This is a genomic window from Kitasatospora sp. NPDC041988, assembly GCF_055588525.1.
In genome coordinates, this window is the sequence record NZ_JBVJCO010000021.1 from 91,543 (window position 1) to 111,865 (window position 20,323).

The 20,323-nt window shown below is 73.9% G+C and carries 23 protein-coding genes; 8 read left to right on the forward strand and 15 right to left on the reverse strand.

Annotation, left to right across the window (positions count from 1 at the left end; genetic code table 11):
• Window positions 1–89: 89 nt before the first annotated feature.
• Window positions 90–599, forward strand: coding sequence for a hypothetical protein (locus ACZ6NC_RS21805; RefSeq protein WP_465735155.1), 510 nt, complete (start codon window positions 90–92; stop codon window positions 597–599).
• Window positions 596–1,228 carry a hypothetical protein gene (locus ACZ6NC_RS21810; protein WP_465735157.1) on the forward strand — a complete coding sequence of 211 codons (633 nt, stop codon included), beginning with the start codon at window positions 596–598 and terminating at the stop codon, window positions 1,226–1,228. The genes ACZ6NC_RS21805 and ACZ6NC_RS21810 overlap by 4 nt, the downstream gene beginning before the upstream one ends.
• Before the next feature lie 145 nt (window positions 1,229–1,373).
• Here the strand turns inward: ACZ6NC_RS21810 and ACZ6NC_RS21815 are convergent, their stop codons facing one another.
• The 9 genes from ACZ6NC_RS21815 to ACZ6NC_RS21855 form a co-directional block, all read right to left on the reverse strand.
• On the reverse strand, window positions 1,374–2,498 hold the full coding sequence (locus ACZ6NC_RS21815; protein ID WP_465735159.1) for a hypothetical protein: 1,125 nt from the start codon (window positions 2,496–2,498) through the stop codon (window positions 1,374–1,376).
• Window positions 2,495–3,457: a hypothetical protein gene (locus ACZ6NC_RS21820; protein WP_465735161.1), complete on the reverse strand. Its 963-nt coding sequence runs from the start codon at window positions 3,455–3,457 to the stop codon at window positions 2,495–2,497. The genes ACZ6NC_RS21815 and ACZ6NC_RS21820 overlap by 4 nt, the downstream gene beginning before the upstream one ends.
• Complete coding sequence (locus ACZ6NC_RS21825) at window positions 3,454–4,341, reverse strand: hypothetical protein (RefSeq protein ID WP_465735163.1); 888 nt, start codon at window positions 4,339–4,341, stop codon at window positions 3,454–3,456. Before ACZ6NC_RS21825 ends, ACZ6NC_RS21820 begins: the two co-directional genes overlap by 4 nt.
• A gap of 52 nt (window positions 4,342–4,393) precedes the next feature.
• Window positions 4,394–5,260: a hypothetical protein gene (locus tag ACZ6NC_RS21830; protein WP_465735165.1), complete on the reverse strand. Its 867-nt coding sequence runs from the start codon at window positions 5,258–5,260 to the stop codon at window positions 4,394–4,396.
• 340 nt (window positions 5,261–5,600) lie between these two features.
• Entirely contained in the window at window positions 5,601–6,242 is a 642-nt protein-coding gene (locus tag ACZ6NC_RS21835) for a hypothetical protein (protein WP_465735167.1), read from the reverse strand.
• A gap of 244 nt (window positions 6,243–6,486) precedes the next feature.
• Complete coding sequence (locus ACZ6NC_RS21840) at window positions 6,487–6,888, reverse strand: DNA-binding protein (protein ID WP_465735169.1); 402 nt, start codon at window positions 6,886–6,888, stop codon at window positions 6,487–6,489.
• Window positions 6,885–7,133: a type II toxin-antitoxin system CcdA family antitoxin gene (locus ACZ6NC_RS21845; protein WP_465735171.1), complete on the reverse strand. Its 249-nt coding sequence runs from the start codon at window positions 7,131–7,133 to the stop codon at window positions 6,885–6,887. Before ACZ6NC_RS21845 ends, ACZ6NC_RS21840 begins: the two co-directional genes overlap by 4 nt.
• 213 nt (window positions 7,134–7,346) lie before the next feature.
• Window positions 7,347–7,739 carry a DUF4267 domain-containing protein gene (locus ACZ6NC_RS21850; protein WP_465735173.1) on the reverse strand — a complete coding sequence of 131 codons (393 nt, stop codon included), beginning with the start codon at window positions 7,737–7,739 and terminating at the stop codon, window positions 7,347–7,349.
• A gap of 55 nt (window positions 7,740–7,794) precedes the next feature.
• Window positions 7,795–8,460: a hemerythrin domain-containing protein gene (locus ACZ6NC_RS21855; protein ID WP_465735175.1), complete on the reverse strand. Its 666-nt coding sequence runs from the start codon at window positions 8,458–8,460 to the stop codon at window positions 7,795–7,797.
• An 81-nt stretch (window positions 8,461–8,541) separates the two neighbouring features.
• Between ACZ6NC_RS21855 and ACZ6NC_RS21860 the strand changes: the two genes are divergently transcribed.
• Window positions 8,542–11,880, forward strand: coding sequence for a BTAD domain-containing putative transcriptional regulator (locus ACZ6NC_RS21860; RefSeq protein ID WP_465735284.1), 3,339 nt, complete (start codon window positions 8,542–8,544; stop codon window positions 11,878–11,880).
• 379 nt (window positions 11,881–12,259) lie between these two features.
• On the opposite strand, the gene ACZ6NC_RS21865 is transcribed toward ACZ6NC_RS21860, so the two are convergent.
• The 3 genes from ACZ6NC_RS21865 to ACZ6NC_RS21875 form a co-directional block, all read right to left on the reverse strand.
• A complete protein-coding gene (locus ACZ6NC_RS21865; RefSeq protein ID WP_465735177.1) occupies window positions 12,260–12,976 on the reverse strand; it encodes a hypothetical protein in 717 nt (238 codons plus the stop codon).
• 94 nt (window positions 12,977–13,070) lie between these two features.
• The gene (locus ACZ6NC_RS21870; RefSeq protein WP_465735179.1) at window positions 13,071–13,925 is read right to left on the reverse strand and encodes a hypothetical protein; all 855 of its coding nucleotides are present in this window, start codon (window positions 13,923–13,925) and stop codon (window positions 13,071–13,073) included.
• A complete protein-coding gene (locus tag ACZ6NC_RS21875) occupies window positions 13,922–14,467 on the reverse strand; it encodes an RNA polymerase sigma factor (protein WP_465735181.1) in 546 nt (181 codons plus the stop codon). The genes ACZ6NC_RS21870 and ACZ6NC_RS21875 overlap by 4 nt, the downstream gene beginning before the upstream one ends.
• An 87-nt stretch (window positions 14,468–14,554) precedes the next feature.
• Between ACZ6NC_RS21875 and ACZ6NC_RS21880 the strand changes: the two genes are divergently transcribed.
• A complete protein-coding gene (locus ACZ6NC_RS21880; RefSeq protein WP_465735183.1) occupies window positions 14,555–15,478 on the forward strand; it encodes a serine/threonine-protein kinase in 924 nt (307 codons plus the stop codon).
• Between the two features lie 182 nt (window positions 15,479–15,660).
• Here the strand turns inward: ACZ6NC_RS21880 and ACZ6NC_RS21885 are convergent, their stop codons facing one another.
• Entirely contained in the window at window positions 15,661–16,053 is a 393-nt protein-coding gene (locus ACZ6NC_RS21885; RefSeq protein WP_465735185.1) for a PIN domain-containing protein, read from the reverse strand.
• The gene (locus ACZ6NC_RS21890) at window positions 16,050–16,331 is read right to left on the reverse strand and encodes a hypothetical protein (protein WP_465735187.1); all 282 of its coding nucleotides are present in this window, start codon (window positions 16,329–16,331) and stop codon (window positions 16,050–16,052) included. Before ACZ6NC_RS21890 ends, ACZ6NC_RS21885 begins: the two co-directional genes overlap by 4 nt.
• Before the next feature lie 92 nt (window positions 16,332–16,423).
• Between ACZ6NC_RS21890 and ACZ6NC_RS21895 the strand changes: the two genes are divergently transcribed.
• Entirely contained in the window at window positions 16,424–17,311 is an 888-nt protein-coding gene (locus ACZ6NC_RS21895; protein WP_465735189.1) for an LLM class flavin-dependent oxidoreductase, read from the forward strand.
• Window positions 17,312–17,545: 234 nt separating this feature from the next.
• Here the strand turns inward: ACZ6NC_RS21895 and ACZ6NC_RS21900 are convergent, their stop codons facing one another.
• Entirely contained in the window at window positions 17,546–17,734 is a 189-nt protein-coding gene (locus ACZ6NC_RS21900) for a hypothetical protein (protein WP_465735191.1), read from the reverse strand.
• A 214-nt stretch (window positions 17,735–17,948) separates the two neighbouring features.
• Between ACZ6NC_RS21900 and ACZ6NC_RS21905 the strand changes: the two genes are divergently transcribed.
• The 3 genes from ACZ6NC_RS21905 to ACZ6NC_RS21915 all read left to right on the forward strand — a co-directional run bounded on the left by ACZ6NC_RS21905 (window position 17,949) and on the right by ACZ6NC_RS21915 (window position 20,321).
• Window positions 17,949–18,407, forward strand: coding sequence for a hypothetical protein (locus tag ACZ6NC_RS21905; protein WP_465735193.1), 459 nt, complete (start codon window positions 17,949–17,951; stop codon window positions 18,405–18,407).
• 82 nt (window positions 18,408–18,489) lie between these two features.
• The gene (locus tag ACZ6NC_RS21910; RefSeq protein ID WP_465735195.1) at window positions 18,490–19,428 is read left to right on the forward strand and encodes a hypothetical protein; all 939 of its coding nucleotides are present in this window, start codon (window positions 18,490–18,492) and stop codon (window positions 19,426–19,428) included.
• A 68-nt stretch (window positions 19,429–19,496) separates the two neighbouring features.
• On the forward strand, window positions 19,497–20,321 hold the full coding sequence (locus ACZ6NC_RS21915; RefSeq protein WP_465735197.1) for an HAD family hydrolase: 825 nt from the start codon (window positions 19,497–19,499) through the stop codon (window positions 20,319–20,321).
• The last annotated feature ends 2 nt before the right edge of the window (window positions 20,322–20,323 follow it).

Here is a 20,323-nt window from a genome sequence, read left to right on the forward strand (position 1 = left end):
TCCCCCCCCACGCCCCCCCCCCCCCCCCCCCCCCCCCCCCCCCCCCCCCCCGGCGCCGTCTGCTGCTCGGCGCCCTCGGCCTGGCCGTCGTGGGCGCCGGGGCGGTCGGCTACCTGGACTGGCGCCAGCACCGGCCGGCCGAACCGCCCGGGCGGGCCGCGACGCTGTGCGAGCTGCCCACCGGGGCCGGGACACCGCTCGGGCGGCTGCTGCCGGACGGCGGCCAGGACACCGAGGAACGCGCGTTCCGCTGGGTGCTCTCGACCGAACCGAAGGGCTGCTCCGTCCGGGTGGACGGCCGGGTGGCGCTGACCGTCCGGGCGGCCGTCCACGACGGCACCGTGGAACAGCTTCCGGTCGGGAACGCCCGGCCGGACGAGGTGAAGAGCTTCGGCGCCGGCTCCCGCTCCGCCTCCTGGCCCGCCGGCGCGGCCGTGGCCGACTACTGCCCCGGGAAGCAACTGCCGATCCGGCACGTGGTGGTGGAGGTCGCCCCGGGCGAGGCCGCGCGGACCGGGCAGCCGGACAGCGACCGGGCGGACTTCGAGGCCATCGCCCGGGACCTGCTCGGCGCCTACCAGAAAGCAGTGTGCGCGTGAAGGTGACCCGTACCGGCGCACGGCAGGCCGGCGCCGCCGCCGGCGTCCTGGTCCTGCTCGGCGGCGGCCTGGCCGGCTGGCACGCGTACCTCGACGCCGCGACGGACCACCCGCCCGCGGTGTCGCTGACCCACGGCGAGTGCCGGGGAGCCCTCGCGGACGAGCGGGTCGGCCGGCTGGTGGGCCAGGCCCGCACGGTACGGGTGGAGAGCGACTACTGGCCGGCGGCGGCCGACCGGCCGCCGCGGCTGCGCTGCTTCGCCGCCGGACAGGGCGAGCACGCGCTCTCCTTCGAGGTCGAGGCGGCGCGGTCGGCCGAAGAACGCGCCAACGCCGCCGCGCGGGCGCTCCCGGGCGGGGCCCGCAGGTTCGACAACGGCGGGGCCGACCATCGCACGGGCGTGCTCCGGTTCGACTGCGTGGTCAAGGCGCCGGAGACCGGGGAGGAGCGCACCGCCTACTACCTGGCCACGGTGAAGGCCGGCCCGCGGAACAAGCCGCCGGCCACCGGGCCCGGCGAGGAGACGATGGCCGAGCTGGCCGTCGTGCTCAGCCGGCAGGCGGCGGAGCAGGTCCTGGGCTGCACCGGCCCGGTCGACTGGCCGGTCACTCCGGTGCAGTTCGCGTAGCGGCCCGGCGCCTTCGGGCGGGCGACGCCTTCGGGCGGGCGGTGGGCCACTCTCTGGGATGAGCAACCCTTTGGGGTGGGCCACTCTCTGGGATGAGCAACCCTTTGGGGTGGGCGGCGCGGGCTGCGCCGCCCACCGGGAGCGGTCAGGCCAGGAGGTCGGACTGGAGGGTGACGACCTGGCGGAAGGCCGCGGTGGGGACGCCCTTGGGGTTGGTCATGGTGACGACGCCGACGAGGTCACCGGCAGACAGGTAGGCCACCCGGCCGGTGGGGCCGGCGCCGGCCCCGGTGGCCGGGGTCTCGCGGGTGGCGAGGTCGACGCCGGAGACCGAGTCCCAGCCCTGGGTGGGGCCGGTCCTGAGACCGGCGATGTCCTTCGGGTCACCGTTGGCACGGAGGTCGGCGAAGACGTCCCAGGCCTCGGCGGAGGCGCCGAAGGCGAGCAGGCGGATCTGGGTGCGGGTGCCGTCGGTGGCGGTCCACTCCCGGACGGTGGCGGCGCGGCAGGCGTTCTGCAGCAGCAGGGCGCGCAGCTTGGCCGGTTCCTTCTGCTCGCCGGCGAGGGCGTCGCAGGGCACCCAGTCGGCGGTGGGAGCGGCGGACGCGACCCCGGTGGAGGCGGACGCGGACGGCGTCGCGGACGAGGTGGCGCCCGGGCTCGCGGTGGTGGTGCCGGACGCGCTCGGCGACGCCGTCGCGCTCGCCGCTGTGGTCGGGGGCGGGGTCGGGGTCGGGAAGACCACCGGCCCCGGCGAACCGCCGGCCTCCGTGGGGGCGGGCAGGAGCAGGTACCGCAGGTCGGCGGCGTGGCGGCTCTTGCTCTCCTTGGGCACGGCCTTGCCGGAGGGCAGCGGCGGCAGCACCAGGGCCGGGAAGGTGTAGCGGCCGTCGTTCTCGGTGGCCAGACCGGGGATGTCGGTGCGGTCGGGCGCGGTCACGGCCACCGCGGCTCCAGTGCCGGCCAGCGCACAGACCAGGGCGGCGGCGCCCCAGCGCACCGCCGCCCGGCGCCGGCGGGTGCGGCGGGCCGCGAGCTCCTCGGGGCTCAGTGGCACGGCGAACGCCTGCGGGACGGGGAACGCCTGCGGATCGGGGGCGCCCCAGGGGTCGGCGGGAGCGGTCCCGCCGACCGCGGTGGCGGCCTCGGGCACGGGCGGCGCGGGCGGCGCGAACGCGGCCGGGGGTGCGACCGGCGGCGCGACGGGCGGGGCCGCCGGCGCGTCGGCAGGGGTGGCCGCGCTGTCGTGCGGGGTGGCGTGGTCGGTCATGCGGACGCTCCCGGGCTGGCGAGGCGGTCGAGCTGCTGGGTGAAGAGGGCGACGATCCTGTCCTTGGGCAGCGGTGCCACACCCTCGGCCGCCATCACCACCAGGAGGTCACCCTCGGCGGCCGAGCACTCCAGGTAGTCGATCGGCGCGGACGGCGGGGCGGGCATCAGGTAGCAGTGCGCCTCGGGGTGGTTCGGGATCGCGGGACCGATGCGGAAGATCCCGGTGTCGCCCGTGAAGACGGCGGTGTACTCGTTCAGCTTCTGCACCTCCTGCTGGTTGAACTGGCGCAGCTTCATGCCGATGACCAGGTCGTCCGCCTTGGTCTTGTAGGTGCGCACGCCGGTGGCCTTGACGTGCAGGCCGTCCCAGTACTGACGGAGCTTCTCCTGCTTGTCCTTGGGGATCTGCTGGAGACCGCTGTCCAGCTCGGCGGAGAGCTGGTCCGCGCTCAGCTCGACGTCGTTGCCGTAGCCGCCCTCGTCCGGGCCGAGCGCGTAGTCGGCCGGGACGGGCAGCAGCAGGTCGCGCAGCGAACCGAAGTGATTGCCGTTGGACTTGGCGCCGAAGGGGGTGGGGGCGGCGGTCGGGGCGGGCGCGACCGTCGGCCCGGCGGCGGTGACGGGTGCCGGGTCGTCGTACTGGGTCTTGATGATGCCGAAGCCGATGACCACGCCGACCAGGGCGGCCGCCACGGTCGCGCCGGTGGCGCGGAGGAGGCGGCGGGAGGACGGGGCGGGGGCCGCCGGCGCCGTCGCCTCGACGGCGGGCGGCGCCTCGACAGCGGGCGGCGGTACGGGTGCCGCATCGGCGGGCGGTGCCGCATCGGCGGGCGGTGCCGCATCGGCGGGCGGTGCCGCGTCGGCAGGCGGTGCCGCGTCGGCGGCCGGCGGTACGAGTGCCTCGGCGGCGGGCGTCGGCTCGGGGGTCGGGGACCCGGTCACGGTGCTGTCGCTCATACCAGCCGCTCCCACTGCTGCTTGGCAATGCCCTTCACGACCTCGGGGTCCACCGGCTGGGCGCCGAAGACCTTGATCTCCATCACCACCGTGCCGCGCTGCGCGACGGCGGTGCCGAGGTAGTACTGCTCGGTGGTCTCGGCCCAGTACGAGGCCTCGCTGTCGACCTTGTAGCCGCCGTTGGCGTCGTCGGCGAACGGCTGGAGCCGGAAGCCGGTCGCGCGGGACTTGGCCTCCGCGGCGCGGTCGGCCGAGTACTGGATCAGCGAGACCCGGACCTTCAGGCCGTCCTTCTTCCAGTCGACCTCGGCGGCGCGGCGGAACTGCTGGCCGTTCAGGTTCTTGAAGAGCTCCGCCGACCGGCCGCTTCGCTCGGCGAGTTCGCCGACGGAGATCCAGCTCGGCGAGTCCGGGTAGTCGCCCCAGGCGGTGCTGCCGGTCGGGGCGGTCATCAGCAGCTTCCGCAGGTCGCCGTCGATGGCCAGCGGCTTCGGTGCCGCCGCGGCGGCGGCCGCCGCGTCCACCGACCCGGCCGGGTAGGACGGCAGCGCGACCTGGATCGGCGGCAGCGGCGTCGGCGGGCGGCTCGCCTGGATCGCGTAGCCGACGGCGCCGCCGACCACGGTGCCGAGCACCAGCCCGCCCACCGCCAGCAGCACCGGCCGCGGACGGCGGGGGCGGTGCAGGGGCGCGTGGGCCTCGACGGGAAGGAAGGCGGGTGCGTCGGCGGGCGGGAAGGCAGGGGCATCGGCCGTCGGGAAGGCGGGGGCCTCGGCGGGGGCCTCGACGGCGGACGGTTCAGCGGCGGGCGCGGGCGGCGGGACGGCCGGCGCGGCCGGCGGAGGCGCGTCGGCGGGCGACGGCTCCACGGATTCGGTGGTCACGGAGTGGCTCCAGAAAGGGAAGGGTGACGTCGGGCGTGGGCGGCGGCGGGACTCAGCCGCCGGAGGACAGCCACTCGCGCTGGCGCTTCATCAGCTCGCTCAGCAGTGCCTTGTCCGGGGTGCCCTTCACATCGACGTCGATCGTGTACTGCACGTCGCCCTGGCTGGAGATCCCGGTCATCGAGCCGGTGTAGGCCTGCTGCTTGGGCTTGTGCACGTAGCCGTGGGCGTTGGGGTCCCCGTCGATGGCGATCGGGTCCAGCTTCATCGTGTAGTTGCGGGCGAAGTCGCCCGCCTGCCCGGTCGATCCGAAGTGCAGCAGGGTGACCGTGACCTCGGCCTTGCCGTCGGCCGTGCGGTACATCCGGGTGGCGGCGTCCTTGTACCCGTAGGAGCCGAGGATGCGCATGATGCCGTCCTGGTTGCCGAAGTTCGCGGCCACCTCGTCGTCGGTCATCGTCATGCCGTCGGCCGGCCCGTAGGACTCGCCGCCGTCGGGGATCGGGAGCAGGAAGTAGCGCAGGTCGCCGTTGTGCTTGCCGCCGCTGACGCTGCCCTTGACGGTGCTGGCCGGCTTGGGCGCGGGCGGGGCGGTGGTCGGCGCGGCGGTGGGCGTGGCCGAGGCGGAGGCGGAGGGCGACGCGCTCGGGCTCACGCTCGGGCTCGCACTGGCACTCGCGCCGGACGAGGCACCGGCCGCCCCGGCGACGACGGCGGGCCGGGCGTCCGGCTTGCCGACCGCCACCGTGACGGCGGCGCTGGTCGCCGTCACGGCGAGCAGGCCCGCCGTGGCCAGAGCGACGCCGACCGCGCGCGGCAGCTTCCGCGCGGGCGTGACACCCCCGACGGGCGCGGGCTCGGACCCGGCTTCGGTCCCGGTGGGCGCGGGCGCCGGGGCGTACGGGCCGCCCTCGGCCACCGTTTCGGAAACCGCACCGGAATCGGGTGCGACGGCAGTCTCGAATGACGGCCCCTTTGCCGGATCAGCGGCAGGCGGCATGTTTGCAAGCGCGGACAAGGAACTCCCCCGGGGCATGTGGAATGTCGCGCACGGGCCCCTTGCAGGCCACCCCCCGTGGCTCCCAGGCCGACCGTCACGCGTCTCAGCAGGAATTATGAGAGCCGGTCCACACCTGTGCCAACAAAGTTAATCACCGCACTCCCACGCATGATCGACTAATCGGACACGCCGTGATCGAACCGCAATGGGCGGGCCGGCCGCCGTCGCCGACCCGCCTGCGAACTCCCCGATCCCCCGGTCAGGAGTGGGCGCGCTCGGTGACCTCGACGACCTTGCCGGAGGAGTCGATCGCGATCTTGTAGTCCCCGCCCGAGCAGGGGTAGAAGCCCTTGGTCGCGGTCGGGTCAGCGAGGCACTCGCCGATGTGCTTCACCAGGTCGGCGACGTTGACGTCCTTCGGCGGCGCCAGGACCGAGTTCAGGTGCCCCTTGGCGGTGGGCGCGAACGGCGCGCTCTTGTCGGCCCCGGTCGGCTCGAAGACGACGTCGTTGACGCCGCACGCCGTCTTGGTGTCCTTGTAGACCAGCGTGGTCGTCGTCGTCCCCTTCGCCGGGTAGACCCACTTCTGGCCCGCCGGCAGCGGCGTGGCGTCACAGAACCCCTCCGGCCCGTCGCTCGCCCCGCCCGAGGGCTTGGCCGTCCCCGTGGGCTTGCCGGTCGTGCCGCCGGGCTTGCCGCTCGTGCCGGCGGTCGGCGCCGCGGTACCGGTGGCGGCCGGGCTGGGCGCGGTCGTCGCCGTGGCCGTGGCGGCGGGCGCGCTGCCACCCGCCTGGTCGGAGGAGTTGTCCGGCCCGCAGGCGGTGAGCCCGAGCGCGGCCGTGGCGACCAGTCCGGCACCGAGGAGCCGCTGGGCGGTGGTCATTCCCTGGAAAGCAGACATGCCGAAGAAACCCCCGTTTAACGCATGATCAGATTGCTAGGTGCGGCGGAAAGACTAGCGCCTCCCACCGTCCCCCTTCCGCCCCCTTCGCACCACGGTCGGCTACCGTGAGCCTTGGCGGAGCAGGGGGCCCCGCCGTGGACAACGTTCCGGGGGGAGCGCATGCCAAATCCTGACTTGGCCTCAGAATTCAAGGTCAATCCGGCCGCACTGGAAGGCTGTCGGCAGAGCGCCCGGACCCGGCTCAGATCGCGATGAGCCGGACTCGGCTGCCGCAGAGCTTCGCCATGTCGTCGATGTCCGAAGTGAGCATGGCCACCGGTCCGGGCTGACGGAGCGCAAGTTCGGCGACGGTCGCGTCGATGGCGTACTTGTGGCCGTGCAGGCCGGCCTGCTTCAGCAGCTTGGCCGAGGCTCTCGCGGCCTGCTCGGTGACCGACTCGACCTTGACCCGGGAGAGCGTCCAGTTCAGCCGGGCTTCATTCACGCGTGCGTGCGTGACTTCCACGATCGTGTTCGCGCCGACGACGAAGTCGGCCCCCATGGCGTGGAACACCTGGAGCATCGCCAGCACGCCTCGGTCCTGCGTGATCCACGAGGACATTCCCTGGGAGTCCAACACGACGGTCTCGAATCGCTCGGTCACGCGGCGCTCGCCGAACCCGCCGACCCGGCGGAGCCGAAGATCCTGGCGTGCGCCTCGGACAGCTCCTCATCGGTGAACGGGCCCTGTTCCTCCTGGTAGCGGCGGAAATCGTCGGCGAGCAGCTGGTGCCGGATCTGGCGGGCGACCGCCTCCGCGACATATCCGGAGACGTTGTCGGTGAGCTTCTTGAGCTCGGCCACCTGCTCCGTCGGGAGAGTGACGGTGATGCGCGTGGTTGCTGACATATGGAGAGCATACTGCGATATGCATCGACATGGCGGCCTTTCCTGGAGGACCGAACGGATCCGCCTCGGCACCCTCGGCACCTCGGTCGAGCCTCGTTCACCCGTCACCTGCCGGCATGCCGGGAAGGACCGCCGGCCAGTGCTCGGGGCGTGAGCGGCCCCGGCTGGTCGTGGTCCTTCCCGGACGTATCCGCGGTGGTGTGCACGGCCTGCTCAGGCGGCGGCCGGGGTGGGGCGTTCGCGCAGGAGGAGTACGGCGTTCAGAGCGACTGCCGCGGCGGTGAGGCCGTGGACGCCGTACGCGGTGCCGGCCGAGCCGTGGTTGCCCAGGACCGTCAGCATGTCGGTGACGGGCCCGAAGGTGAGCGCCAGCAGCACCCAGCCGAGGGCCCTGCGGTGGCCGGTCAGCAGGAGCGCGAAGACGGCCAGGCCGCACCCGATGTCGCGCCCGCCCTTGACGGTGAGGAAGCCCGTGCCCTCGTGCTCGGGCCAGCTCGGCAGGCCGAATCCGGCCGCGGACGCCTGAGGGTCCAGCAGGTAGATGAGGCCGATGTACAGGACGAACAGGCCGCTCAGGACGGTGAGGACGGTGGTGAAGCGCTTCATGGCTTTCCTGTCTTTCGGGAAGAAGGGGCGGTCCGGGCGGAGGCGGTCGGGGCGGTCAGCCCCGGACACGGCGGGTGGCGCGGGCGTACTGCGCGCGGCCGACGGCGTACCAGAGCAGTCGGGCGGGGAGCGGCAGGCCGCCGAGGATCGCCGAGCGTTCGGCGGGATCGGCCTCCTCAAGGACCATGCCGAGGAAGAACAGCAGCTTGGGTTTGGGCGTGTTGGCCAGGAAGTGCTCGCCCATGGCGTTCCATTCGTGCAGCCACAGGTGCTGTGCCGCGAGCGGGAGCAGTGAGGTCTCCTCCTCGTCGAGGTGCTCGACGAGGACGGCGCGGTGCTCGGCGAGGGCGGCCGTGAGCGCGTCGCGTTCCGCCTCTCCGGCCCCCGACTCCCAGACGGGCAGAGCGGCTTCGGCCGCCGCGAGGGTGGCGGCGACGCGTTCGTGCTGGGCCTCCATCCGCAGGACGAGGTCGGCTTCGAGGTCGACCCTGGCCAGCAGCGGAGGCCACAGGAACGCGTCCTCGCCGTGGTGGTGGTTGCTCAATCCGAGCCGGTAGTCGCGGAAGTGGTCCGCCAGAACACGGGCGCGGGCGGTGTCTCCGGGAGCCACGGCGGCGATCAGCTCGATGAGCAGTCGCGACTCGCGGCGCATTCCGCGGTGGATGACCACCATCTCCTGGGTGTTCGGACGGCTCTGCACGGGTGCGTTCGTGGTGTCCATGCGAGAAGCCTCGCCGGGGGCTCCTGGAGGGCATTTGGAAGCGACTTGGAGGAGTGCGGGCCGTCTACGATGTGCCTGGTGATGGTCTCCATACGCGTGCTCGGCTCCTTCGCGGCCGAGTGGAACGGCGGGCCCGTCCCGCTCGGCGGCCGGCGGCAGCGCGCGGTCCTCGCCCGACTGGCGGTGGCGCGCGGCGCGGTCGTCTCGGTCGACCGGATGATCGAGGAGATCTGGCAAGGAGCCCCGCCCGCACGGGCGGTGACGTCACTGCAGGCGTACGTGTCGAACCTGCGACGGCTGCTGGAGCCCGGCAGGGCACCGCGCACTCCGGCCACCCTGCTGGTCAGCGCACCACCCGGGTATGCGCTGCGCCTGCCCGACGGCGCCGTCGACGCCTGGCGGTTCGAGCGGTTGCTGCACGAGGCGCGCGAAGTCCCGCAGTGGCAGCCGGAGACCGCGCGGCGCCTGCTCGGCGAGGCGCTCTCACTGTGGCAGGGCACGGCGTACGCCGAGTTCGTCGACGAGTCCTGGGCCCGTGCCGAGGTCGCCCGCCTGGACGAGCTGCGGCTGGTCGCGCGCGAGCTGAACGTGGTCGCCGGACTGAGGTCGGCGGATGCCGCCGTGACCGTTCCCGAGGCCGAACTGCTCACACTCGACGAGCCGTTGCGGGAGGAAGGCTGGCGTCTCCACGCGCTGGCGCTGTGGGCGGCGGGCCGGCAGGCCGACGCGCTGGCGACGCTGCGCCGGGCCCGCGCGGTCCTGGCGGCCGAGGTGGGTCTCGACCCGGGGCCCGTGCTGAACGAGCTCGAAGCGGCCATCCTGGGCGGTCGCACCGCGGTGCTGCTGGCCGCGACGGAGGCTCCGCCGCACCGGCCGCCGACCCCGCCCGAAGACCGGAACATCCCGGCGCCATCGCGCCGACCCGCCACTGACACGCGCCCGTTCGTCGGACGCGAGGCCGAACTCGCCCGGCTGGTGGAGGCCGCCGGCCGGGCGGCCACCGCGGGGCCAGGAGTGGCACTGGTCACCGGCGAGGCGGGCCTGGGAAAGTCGGAGCTGCTGGAGCGGCTCGGCGAGCGGCTCCGTGGTGACGGCTGGCTGGTCGCGGTCGGCCAGGCCACCGACGACGAGGGGGCGCCACCCGCGTGGCCCTGGGTGGCGGCGCTGCGGACGATCGCCGCCGCCGCGCCACCCCCGGCCGAGTCCGCCGAGGTCCTGGCCCCGCTGCTCTCCGACCGCGCATCCGGCCGGGGCCCCGACGAGGACGTGGCCGCCGGCCGGTTCCGCCTGAACCGCGCGGTGTCGCAGTGGCTCGCGGCGGTGGCCCGCGAGCGGCCGCTGGCCGTGGTGTTGGACGACCTGCACTGGGCCGACGCCGAGACGCTCGCCCTGCTGACCGGCCTGACCGACCTGCCCCCGGGGACACCGGTCCTGGTCGTGGCCGCCTACCGTCCGAACGAGATCGAGGGCCCGCTCACGGACCAGCTCGCCGTGCTCGCGGGGCGGTCGCCGCTGCGGCTGCCGCTGCCGGGGCTGCCCGCGTCGGCCGTCGCCGAGGTGATCAAGGCGGCGGGTACCGGGCCGGTGGACGCCGGGACGGTCTCCGCGCTCGCCGAACGCACCGGCGGAAACGCCTTCTACGTGTGGGAGAGCGCCCGACTGCTCAGCAGCGAAGGTGCGTTGGTGGCCCTGTCCGAGGTGCCGGAGGGGGTCCGGGACGTGGTGCGCCGCAGGCTCGGCCGCCTCCCCGAGGCGGTGGTGGCGGTACTGCGGCTGGCCGCGGTCGTCGGGCGTGAAGTGGACGTCGAGCTGCTGGTCGGCGCCGCGGACACCGACGAGGACGGGGTTCTGGGCGCACTGGACGCCGGTCTGGTCGCCGGGCTGCTGACCGAGCCGGCCCCGGGCCGCGTCCGGTTCACGCACGCACTGGTGCGCGACACGCTGCTCGCCGATCTGAGCGGCCTGCGGGCCAGGCGCATGCACGGGCGGATCGCGGCCGGCCTGGAGCGGATCGGTTCGAGTGATGTGTCCGCGCTGGCCCACCACTTCGCACGGGCGGCGGCATCGGCCACGGCTGCCAAGGGCGTCCACTACGGCCTGCGGGCGGCCGACCTCGCGGCCGGCCGCTACGCCCACGAAGCGGCGGCCGATCTGCTCGCCGCGGCGCTGGACTGCTTCGACCGGACCCCGGCCGGGCCGTCGGAAGACCGCGAGGCAGAACGCATCGACCTGCTGGGCAGGCTGCTGCGCGCCCAGGTGCGGGCCGGGGCGGTCATGGCCGCCCGCGCTACCCGGCAGCGGGCGATCGAGTGCGCGGTCGGCACCGGGCGGAGCGAGCTGTTGATCCGCGCGCTCACCGCGTGGTCCGAGCCGACGCCGTGGCAGACCCGGCCGTACGGCGTGGTCGACGAGCCCGTCGTCGCGCTGCTCGGCCGGTCGCTGGACCAGCCGGAGCTGGCGCCCGCCGCTCGGTGCGGGCTGCTGCTCGCCTACTGCGCCGAACTGTCCGACGTGCGTGACCCGAGGGTGCGGACCGCAGCCGAAGAAGCCGTCGAACTCGCAACGGCCCTGGGAGATCCCGGCCTTCGCGCGAGGGCGCTCGCGGCGCTGCTCCGCGAGTTCGACATCGAGCGTGAGGGAGGCGAGCAGCGGGCGCGGAGCGAGGAGCTCGTCCGGCTCACCACCGAGCACGATCTGCCGGCCTTTCGCTGGTTCGGCCTGTTCAGCCTGTCGACCGCTGCCGCTGCCGCAGGTGATGCCACCGGTGCCTACGGCCACATCGAGACGTGCGTGGAACTGGCCCGGGCCTACCGGATGCCTGGGCCCATCGTGGTCGGTCAGACCGCGCTGGCGACGCGAGCGCTGATCGAAGGGCGCGACGAGGACGCCGAGGAGCTGTACGCCGAAGCCACCGCCGGCATGGCCAGGCAGGGCTCTCCGCACGCCGACGGCTTCCTGCAGATCGCGCTGGCGACGATCCGGGCCGCTCAGGGAAGGCTCGGCGAGTTCGTCCCGCAGGCCCGGCGGCTGACCGAGGAATACGGCCCGCCGATGGCGGACCTGCTCGCCGCGGCCCTGTGCGCCGCCGGGCAGCAGGACGAGGCCCGCACCGTCCTCGCCCGGGTCGGGCCGCTGCGCACGGACTACCTCCTCACGGTCTTCGCGACGTTCCGCGCGATGGCCATGGTCGCGCTCGGCGAGCAGGAACGGGCCGACGAGCTGTACACCACCCTGCTCCCCTACCGTGACGCGCCGCCGCCCTCCTCGGGCTTCACCCTGGCGATCCGCCCGGTCGCGTACACGCTCGGTGAACTCGCCCGCCTGCTCGGCCGCGACGCCGAGGCCGCCGCGCACTTCGCGCACGCGGCCGCCATCGCCGAACGGTGGGGCACCGCCCTGGGGCGTGGCGGCAGCGGCTGACCGGGGCCATGAACATGCGACGACGTAGGGACGGCGGCATGCGACTGAGTACGGTGATCCTCCCCATCCACCGACCTATCACGGTCTGACCTGCGAGAACACACTACGGACGGCCCCTGGCGGCCCACTCGGGAAGAGCCCCCGGCAGGCCGCCACGGCCTTCGCTGCTCCCAGCAGCAGCTCCGCGCTCAGCGGAGTTGAGCTGGGACGGGGCGGAGGCACCTGTCTGGTGTTCCTGGGCTTGAAACCAGCGGTGGTCATGGGCGTGGAGTGCGGCTGTTCACAGTGGTACTGGGGGTGCACGGCCACTGGGCGTGCGAGCCTCTTCGATGTTCGGGGCCGGCTCCGCACGGCGGCGCGGGCGGCGCGGGGCTGCCGTTCAGGAGGAGAGGCGGTTCAGTGCTGCGGTGGCGATGCCTTCGACGTAGGTCGGGGCGTCGGTGGGCCGGCCGGTGAGCTCGACGATGGCGACCCTGGTGCCGCTGCGCAGGACCGCGACCCCGCCGCTGACGGTGCCGTCGCCGCTGTAGGCCGGGTACCAGCGGGCGGTGCCGCCGGTGACGGTCAGGGTGTGGGCCGCGCCGTAGTGCCAGTGGCCGGCGGGCTCGTCCTGGCAGTCCTGAACGAGCGCGACGAGCTGCTTCTCCCAGGTGTCGGCCGCGGTCCCGGTGGGGGCGCTCGCAGCCGACTCGGTCAGTCGGCCGTCGGTGTCGAAGGTCCAGGTCACGGACGCGTACGCGGTGGCCTTGTCCTTGGTCAGGTCGCGCATCGTCTCCTCGCCGGAGCACGCGGACAGCGCCTGGCGTCCGGTCAGCGCAACGGTCGCGCCGACCGGGTTCAGGCCCTGCTGGAAGTCCTCGCTCTGGACGAGGTCGGCGGAGCCGAGTCCGGGCGCGGCGACCGCAGCCGGGTGGGCGGCGGTGACCGGGTGGGCGGCGGCCGCGGTGCGGTCCGCGGCGTTGTGCTCGGCCCCGTCGGCGGTGGCCGACTGGGTGCCGACGACGCTGGCCGTGATCAGTGCGGCGGCGAAGCAGGCCGCGGCGACGACCCGGTTGCGGCGAACGGACTTCTGCTGGACGGCCTGGTTCTCGGTCATCTGGTCCCCCTGCTGGTCGGGACGCCTGCTGCGTCCTCGTACAACCGGGGAGATGCCGCCGGAGAAGGGAAAGTTGGAGCCCTGACCGGCTGTTTCACAGCTGTGACAGAGCGGTCCTGACGACGCGGTCCATCGCGGCCGTCCCCAGGCAGGCATCGACCTCCAGCACCCCGTAGTGGCTGCCGCTGCGCAGCACGGCGATGCCGCCGCAGGGTTCCTTGCCCTCGGGCGCCGTACCGGTGGTGTTGAGGGATCCCTGGTAGGCGCCCATCCAGCTCGCGGTGACGTCCGGGGCGAGCTGCACCGTCGTGGTCCTTCCGTAGACCCAGTGCCCTGGCACCGCCTCCTGGCAGGGCACCTCCTCCAGCAGCAGGCGGTCGGCGAAGTTCTGCGCCAGGGAGGGGCTCCGGGTCTCGGCGGCGACCTCGCGGGCGACCTGGTCGACGCGGGCGGCGGCCAGCGTGGGGTCGTCCGGGGAGGTGCGGGTGCCGGTCATCAGTCCGCGGAAGTGGGCACCGGGCCCGCCCAGGGTCTGAGTGAGGGTCTTCTCGCCGGAGCAGGCCGCGTTGGCGTAAGCCCCGTCGCCGTACCGGTCGGTGACGTGGATCTGCCCGATGCCGACGTCCGGGCTGAAGGCCGCGGGTCGCAGAAGGTTCGCGGCCGTCACCGGCCCGGTCGCACCGGTCGGCGAGCCGGAGCCGGAGCCGGAGGCCGAGGACCCGGGCGTCGGGACGGACACGCCGGGCGTCGCGGGAGCGGACGCGCCCTGGGATGCCCCGCCGACCGCGGCACCCGACCGCGCTGCCGAGTGCGCGGTGGCGCCGGGGGGCGGTGGCAGGACGAATCGGCCGGTCGCCAGCCCAAGCGCTACGGCAGCCACCAGGGCGGCGACGGCGGACCGGGGCCGGACGACGGCGTGGCCGCCGCCCGCCGCGGGACCGCTGTTCACAGCCTGGTGACCAGGCGCTCGCGCATGAAGCGGCGGGCCTGGTGGATACGGTCCTTGACCGTGCCCAACGGGGCGTCCAGCTCCTCGGCCACCTGGACGTAGGTCAGGTCGCCCAGGTCGCGCAGCACGAAGGACTCCACCAGGGTGGGGTGCTGCCGCTCCAGCGCGGCCAGCGCCTCCATCAGGTCGAGCCGGGTCCCGGCGATGACGCTGGTGGTGCGCGGGTCGACGGACTCGGGGAGGTCGGCGTGGCTGTCCTCGGCGCGCCGGCGCATCGAGCGGTAGGTGGACCGGGCGGCGTTCGAGGCGATCACCGTCACCCAGCCCAGGAAGGAGCCGTGGCCGCCGTACTCGCCCAGGTGCGTGCTGATGGACAGTAGCGCGTCCTGCGCGGCCTCCTCCGCGTCGGCGTGGTGGGGCAGGAAGCGCGAGCAGCGGCGCAGCACCACCGGCCGCAGCTTGGCCAGCAGGTACTCCATCGACCCCGGGTCCCCCGCCTGAGCAGCCGCCACGAGCCGTTCCAGCTCGCCTTCCTCGAACACCCGGATCCCCCCGTTTCGTCCCGCCTGGCATCCCGTCCGTCGAACGGGAGTTCCGCACTCCCCCCGACTCCGGCAGAATGCTGCCACATGCGCAAGCTCGGCCGTTACCTCCTCCTGGAGCGGCTCGGAGCCGGCTCCTTCGCGACGGTCTGGAAGGCCTACGATCCGGAGCTCGACACCGAGGTCGCGGTGAAGGTGCTGGCCGAGAACTGGGCCGCCAACGCCGATGTGCGCGAGCGGTTCCTGGCGGAGGCGAGGCTGCTGCGCCGGATCGCCAGCCCGCGGGTGGTCCGGGTGCACGACGTCGGGGTGCAGGAGGACCGGCCCTACTTCGTCATGGACTACGTACGCGGCGGCACCCTGGCGGACCGGGTCGGGCAGTGCGACCCGCAGGAGGCGCTGCGGCTGGCCGCGGAGGCGGGCTACGCGGTCCAGGTCCTGCACGAGGCGGGCGTGGTGCACCGCGACGTCAAGCCGTCCAACCTGCTGCTCGCCGCCGGCCCTGCGCCCACCGCGGTGCTGGTGGCGGATCTGGGCAGCGCGAAGCAACTGGCCGACGCATCCGGGCTGACGGTGACCACGGGCACGCCCGCGTACATGGCACCGGAACAGGCCTTCCAGACCGGCGGGGTCGACGGGAGAGCCGACGTGTACGCGTTGGCCGTCGTGGCCTACGAGCTGCTGACCGGGCAGAAGCCGTTCGGCCCGGGCGGACGCGCCACAGCCCTGATGACCGACCAGCAGACCGCCTCGACGCTGCCGGCGCTCCCAGCCGGAGCGGAGCTCCCACCGAACGTCGCCCTGCTGCTACGGACCGCGATGTCCGTCGAGCCGGCGGACCGACCGCCGACCGCCCAGGCCTTCGCAGACGCGCTGCTGGCTCCGGTCCCGCAGTCCCAGCCCCTGGGGCCTGTCCGGGAAGGCCCCGGGTGGCTGACCCCGCGCGCGGTCTGTCTGGCGTCGGGCACGGTGTTCACGGCGACGACCCTGCTGAGCTGGCTGCAGCGTTGAATCCGACAGGGAGCCGGTCCGCACCGGCGGTCGTGTCCTGGAGAGGAATCCGGCCGCAAACGCGTGAAGGATCCCGGTCCTCTTCGTCACCGGACGGGCGCACCGAAGCGCGCTTCACAGGTCAAGCCTCGCTCGCCCATCGCGCTCTGAGATGCAAGAACGAGGCAAGCAGAGGGGACGAGTCAGATCTGCTCGACTGCGACGCGCGGATGGCACAGCCGGCGCAGATCATCGAGGTCGCTCGTCACGACGGTCACGTCACCGTGTTCAAGGTGGGCTGTGGCCGCGAGCATCGCGTCGATGGCGTACTTGTGCCCGTGCAGCCCTTCGGCCACCAGCAACTTGCTTGCGGCACGGGCGATCTCCTCTGTGATGGGCCGCACCTTGGTCAGGGAGACGGCGTGATCGAACGCCGCCTGGGGCACCTTGGGATCTCGCGCCTCCACCAGTGTGGCTGCGCTCGTCACCACCAGGAGATCGAGCGTACGGGCGACGTCCAGCCAGACGGTCATGGCACGATGCCGACGGGAAAGCTTGGAGAGCGCCTCGCTGTCGAGAACGAGCGTGCCGCTCACGCGGCATCCGCCGGAGCGGACTCTCCGCGGTGGGCGGCGTGGTGGGCGCGGATACGCTCGGTCTTGGCTGCCACCTCGGCTGGGTCGACCGGGCCGTGCTCGGCCTCGGAGGCGACGATGTACTCGTCGATGGCCTCGCGCTGGAGCTGCCTCTGCACGGCCTCTTCGATGTAGGAGGAAACGCCCTGCTTCCCGGCACGTGCGCGAATCGCCTCCAGGGTCTCGGCTTGCAGGGAGACACTGGTGACTCGGGTCTTGCCAGGGCGTTGTGTGTCCACACCATCAGTGTAATACATCATGTGTGAGCTTGTGAGTCCTTCTCGGCGGCTGCTCCTGAAGCGACGGAGATGGCTGCCGTAGGGTCGCAGGTATGCGCTTGAGCACCGTGATCCTCCCCATCCACCGGTGGGCCGAAGGACAGAAGACCTGGCGGCGGGCCGAGGACCTCGGCTTCCACGCCGCCTACACGTACGACCATCTCTCCTGGCGGTCGTTCCGGGACGAGCCGTGGTTCGGGTCGGTGCCGACCCTGACGGCGGCCGCGACGGCGACCGAGCGGATCCGCCTCGGTACCCTCGTCACCTCGCCGAACTTCCGCCACCCGGTGACGCTGGCGAAGGAGCTGGTCACCCTGGACGACGTCTCGGGTGGGCGGGTGACGCTGGGGATCGGGGCCGGCGGGACGGGGTTCGACGCGACGGCGATGGGGCAGGAGGCGTGGTCGCCGAAGGAGCGGGCGGACCGCTTCGGGGAGTTCCTGCCGCTGCTGGACGAACTGCTGCGCAATGACGCCACGACCCGCGAGGGCACGTACTACTCGGCGGTCGAGGCGCGGAACATCCCGGGCTGCGTGCAGCAGTCGCGGGTGCCGTTCTACGTCGCGGCGACCGGGCCGCGCGGGCTGAAGCTGGCCGCCGAGTACGGGCAGGGCTGGGTCACCTACGGCGACCCGCGCGGGCCGGCGGACGTCCCGGTCGAGCAGGCGCCCGCGGTGATCGCGGCGCAGCTGGCGAAGCTGACGACGGCCTGCGAGGCGACCGGCCGGGACGTCGGCGAGCTGGAGAAGGTGCTGCTCCAGGGCTCGACGGCGGAGAAGCCGCTGCAGTCGCTGGACGCCTTCGTGGACTGGGCCGGCGCCTACCAGGAGCTCGGCATCACCGAGCTGGTGATCCACTGGCCGGTGCCCGACTCGATCTTCGAGAACGACCTCGCCGTCTTCGAGAGGATCGCCACCGAGGGCCTGGCCCAACTGAGTTGACCGTCACGGCCGGAGCGCCCGGTGCCCGTACGGGGACCCGCTCCGGCCGCTCGGCCGGTGGCGCGTGAACGAGGATCGACCGAGGTCAACCATCCCCCGCCGAGCGGTCGGACGGAAGAGGACGACCCGGGAGCGCCGAGCGCCCGAGAGGTGAATCACCGGGCGGCCGGGCCGGGCCCGTCCACGCCGGAGCGGCAGCGCACCGCGGAACGTACGCCCCAGGGCGTGCCGCCGTTACGGGTGGGGGCGGGTGCGCTGGGCGGGGAAAGGCGGCGGCGCGGTGGCGCGGCCGCGGGCGATCTCGGCGAGGGTGTCGAAGATGATGTCGCCGATCAGGACGGGATCGCGCCGGGTGTCCGGCGTCTGCGGCCGGTCCGGGGCGGTGGTCGGTGGGCGCTCGTCTTCGAGGTGGCGAGGTGGCATGGCTCTTCCTGCCGACGGGGTGGCCGTAGTCGGTCATGCCCATCCCCACCCGCAGGGACACCCCGGCCGGAGCCGAATCGGCCGGAAACCTCGGTCCGGGGGCCGAAACGTACGTATGTGGGGGCCTGTCTTCGAAGTAGCGTCGTCCGCCCGTCCGGCGGACGGTACTTCGAAGACAGGCCCCCACATACGGGTTGGGGGTATTGTCGGCCGGGTGACGGCAGACGGGCGGCGGGGTTTGCGGCAGAACGGCGGGCGGGCGACCGCCCGGCTGCTGCTGCTCTGCGCGCTGCTGGCCGGGCTGTTCCTGATGCACGGCTCACCGACCTCGGCGGGTGGCTGCCACGAGCCGGAGCCCTCCGCGGCGGTCGCGGCGGTCGCGGCGCCCGTCCTGGCGCCGCACCACGGCGGGCCGGACGCCGGGCCGGACCCCGGGCCGATCCTGGCCGGGCTGCGGGCGCACGGCGGCGACCAGCCGGCCGTCGTCTCCTGTGTGTCGACGAGGGACCGGGAGGGCGCCCAGCTGCCCGCACCCGGCCCGCAGGCCCTCGCGCCGGCCGCCCTCCTGCTCGCCGCCCTCGCCGGACCGCACCGTCGGCCGGCCGACGGCCCGCGGGCACCGCCCGCAGCCGGGCGGCAGCTGCTGCTCCGGGTGTGCGTCGCACGGACGTGACCGGGCCCGCGCCGGAGCTCCCCGCGAAGGGAGTCCGGGCGCGCCGCGTCCTGCCCGAACACACCGGAAGAGAACCCACCAGATGTCCCTCCGCACCCGTACCCGTACCCGCGCCCTGGCGCTCGCCGCCCTCTCCCTCACCCTGGCCGCCTGCGGCTCCGACGCGATGAGCGGGATGGACCACGGCGCGAGCCCGGCGGCGGCCACGTCGTCCGCCACCGCCGGCGGCGGCCACCAGGGCCACCAGATGCCCGGCGCCGACGCCGCCGGCTCCGCCTCCGAAACCCCCGCCGCCACCGCCCCCGGGCTCGCCGCCGAGCAGAACGGCTACCGCCTCACCGCCGCCGCCGAGACGCTCACCGCCGGCACCCCCGCCGAGTACCGGTTCACCGTCACCGGGCCCGACGGCAAGCCGGTCACCGCGTTCCGGACCGACCAGACCAAGCGGATGCACTTCTACGCGATCCGCTCCGACCTGACCGGCTTCCAGCACCTGCACCCCGAGATGGCCGCCGACGGCACCTGGACCGCCCCGCTGGCCGCGCTCACCGCGGGCACCTGGCGCCTCTACGCCTCGTTCGTCCCGGACAGCGGCGCCGGGCGGGGCACCGGCCTGGTGCTCAGCCGGACGGTGACCGTCCCCGGCGAGGGGGCGGCGGCCGCCGCCGAGCTGCCCGCAGCGACCGGCACCGCGACCGTGGACGGGTACACCGTCGCGGTCGAGGGCACCCCGGTCGCCGGGAAGGCGGGCGAGCTGAAGGTCACCGTCAGCAAGGACGGCAAGCCGGTCACCGACCTCCAGCCGTACCTGGAGACCTTCGCCCACCTGACCGCCTTCCACGCCGGCGACCAGGCCTTCGCCCACCTCCACCCGGAGGCGAAGGCCGAGGCCGGCGGCGCCGGCGGCCCGACCCTGGCGTTCCACGCCGAGCTGCCGGCGCCCGGGGACTGGCGGCTGTTCCTGCAGTTCCAGACCGGCGGGCAGCTGCACACCGCCGGGCTGACCCTCAAGGTCGGCTGAACCCGTCCGCGCCGGGAGGTCGCCGCCGTAGCGGTGACCTCCCGGCGGCGGTAGGCGAAGATGGACCGGTGACCACACCCCGCACCGCCCCCCGCCTGATCGCCACCGACCTGGACGGCACCCTGCTCTGCTCCGGCGGCACCGTCAGCGAGCGGACCGCCGCCGCCCTCGCCGCGGCCGAGGCGGCCGGCGTGCAGGTGGTGTTCGTCACCGGCCGGCCGCCGCGCTGGATGCAGCAGGTCAGCTCGCACATCGGCGGGCACGGGGTGGCGATCTGCTCGAACGGCGGCGCGGTGGTGGACGTGCGGCGCGGCGAGCTGCTGGAGTCTTTCCCGCTCGACGCCGGGACCGCGCTCGACGTGGTGGCGGTGCTGCGGGCCAAGCTGCCCGGCACCGCGTTCGCCTTCGAGTACCCGGCCGGGTTCGCCCGCGAGCCCGGGTACGAGGTGCCGATGTGGGGCCAGAACGAGGACCACCCGATCGGCTCGGCGGAGGAGCTGCTGGGCGCCGGCGGCCCGGTGCACGGCCTGTTCAAGCTGCTGGCCAAGCACCCGGACCTCGATCCGGACAAGCTGCTCTCCGAGGCCCGCGAGGCGGCCGGCCACCTCGCCGAGATCACCCGCTCCGCGCCGATACCGCTGCTGGAGATCAGCGCGCCCGGCGTCACCAAGGCCAGCACGCTGGCCCGCTGGTGCGCCGGGCACGGGATCGACCGGAGCGAGGTGGTGGCCTTCGGCGACATGCCGAACGACCTGGAGATGCTGGCCTGGGCCGGTACCGCCTACGCCGTCGCCAACGCGCACCCGCAGGTGCTGGCGGCGGTGCCGCTGCACACCGTGAGCAACGAGCAGGACGGCGTCGCGGCGGTGCTGGAGCAGCTGATCGGCCGGTAACC